The organism is Streptomyces sp. UH6 (assembly GCF_013421635.1).
In the GTDB taxonomy this organism is placed as follows: domain Bacteria; phylum Actinomycetota; class Actinomycetes; order Streptomycetales; family Streptomycetaceae; genus Streptomyces; species Streptomyces abyssomicinicus.
This window is the reverse complement of the sequence record NZ_JACADT010001129.1, coordinates 1-1710: the sequence shown is the minus strand read 5'-3', so window position 1 is coordinate 1710 and position 1710 is coordinate 1. Positions and strand designations below refer to the sequence as shown.

Genomic DNA, 1710 nt, shown 5'->3' with positions numbered 1-1710 from the left:
TCGCGGCCAGCAGGGTCAGCAGGTGGCGGCGGGAGACGTCGGTCCTGGCCTCGCCGGCCAGCCATTGGCGCAGTCTGCGCCGGTCGTAGGAGGTCTCGTCACGGTGCGCGGGCGGAAGGGGCGGCATGGTGCTCCTCGCGGGAACGTCGGGATGCGTAACGCCGAGGGGGCGAACGACGGAAGGACGGAACGGGTCACGCGCCGCGGAGGATCCGGCGCCGGAGCCGCACCGGCGACCGGTTCGGAACCGGCGACCGGTGCGGGACCTGCCGGCAGGGAACCTGCGTCCGGCGGGGAACCGGCCTTCGGGCACGGAACCGGCGACGGGCCGGGAACCGGCGGCGGTTACCGGCCCGGAGCGGGGTGGGCCGGTGGGAGCGGAGCGGGGAGGCGTCCGGTCAGCCGTCGAGGCGACACAACGCGGCCGCGACGCGGACCAGATCCACGGCGCGACGGCGGGTCAGAAGCCTCCGGTGCGGCATGGGGCGATGGAAGCACGGGGCACCCCGGGCGTCAACGGACCGCGGACGCACGCGATGGTGTCCGACAGGAGAGACCGGCGTCCGTATCGCGGACTTGGCTTGATGTGTGCGCGACGGGCGGGCCAGAATGCGCCCATGGCCCCCTTCCTCGTCTCCCGCCGCCACGTGGATCTTCTGCGTGTCGCCGGGATGCTGTGTCGGGTCGGCCGCCGGTGCCGCGCCGCCTGTCGCTGACCGCGCGCACCCCTCCGCCGCGCTGACGGGACCCTTCCCGCTCCGACGGCGCATCTCCCCTTTCCCCGTTCCCCGGTGACGGCGCGTCCGCGCGCCCGCAGCCCCCTCCCGTGGCCGCCGTTCCGGGCGCCGCCGCCCGCTCACCCCTCCCCGAGGTCCACTCGCATGTCTGCGCGCCCTGCTCCCGTCCTGCACTGGTTCCTGCCCACCGGCGGCGACGGCCGTGATCCCGGCGGAGTGACCGCCGTCCAGTCGCGGTCCCGGTCGGCCACCCGGCGTCCCGCCGACCTCGGGTACCTGGCCCAGGTCGCCCGCGCGGCCGAACGGGCCGGCTTCGAGAAGCTGCTCACCCCGGTGGGTCTCGGCTGTGTGGACCCCTGGGTGCTGACGTCGGCCGTCGCCGCGGTCACCGAGCGGATCGGCTTCCTCGTCGCCTTCCGCGCCGGGCTGACCGGCCCCACGCTGATCGCCCAGCAGGCCGACACCTTCCGCAGGCTGTTCGGCGACCGCATCGCGCTGAACGCGGTCACCGGCGGCGATCCGGTCGAGCAGCGGGCCTACGGCGACCACCTGTCCAAGGACGAGCGCTACGCCCGCACCGGTGAACTCATGCGGGTGATCCGGGACCTGCTGGCGGGCGAGCCGGTCGACCACGACGGGGCCCACGTGCGGGTGACGGGGGCCCGGCTGGAGAACCCGGCCGTCGCCACCCCGGTGCCGCTCTACTTCGGCGGCGCCTCGCCGGCCGCCGAGGACGTCGCCGCGCACCACGCCGACGTCCAGCTGCTCTGGGGCGAGCCCCCGGCCGCCGTCGCCGAGCGCATCGACCGCCTCCGGGCCAAGGCGGCGGACGCCGGCCGCACCGTGCGGTTCGGGCTGCGGCTGCACGTCATCACCCGCGACACCGCCGCCGAGGCGTGGGCCGAGGCGGACCGCATCCTGGACGGCCTCGACCCCGAGGCGGTCCGCGCCACCCAGGAACGGTTCGCCCGCA

2 protein-coding genes are annotated in these 1710 nt (G+C 75.8%); both read left to right on the top strand.

Going from position 1 to position 1710, the window contains the following annotated elements:
* Positions 1-125: 125 nt before the first annotated feature.
* Positions 126-716: a hypothetical protein gene (locus HW445_RS34485; protein ID WP_374939721.1), complete on the top strand. Its 591-nt coding sequence runs from the start codon at positions 126-128 to the stop codon at positions 714-716.
* Between the two features lie 165 nt (positions 717-881).
* Positions 882-1710 (top strand): LLM class flavin-dependent oxidoreductase (locus HW445_RS29915; protein WP_180223944.1); only part of this gene is annotated, 829 nt, incomplete at its 3' end.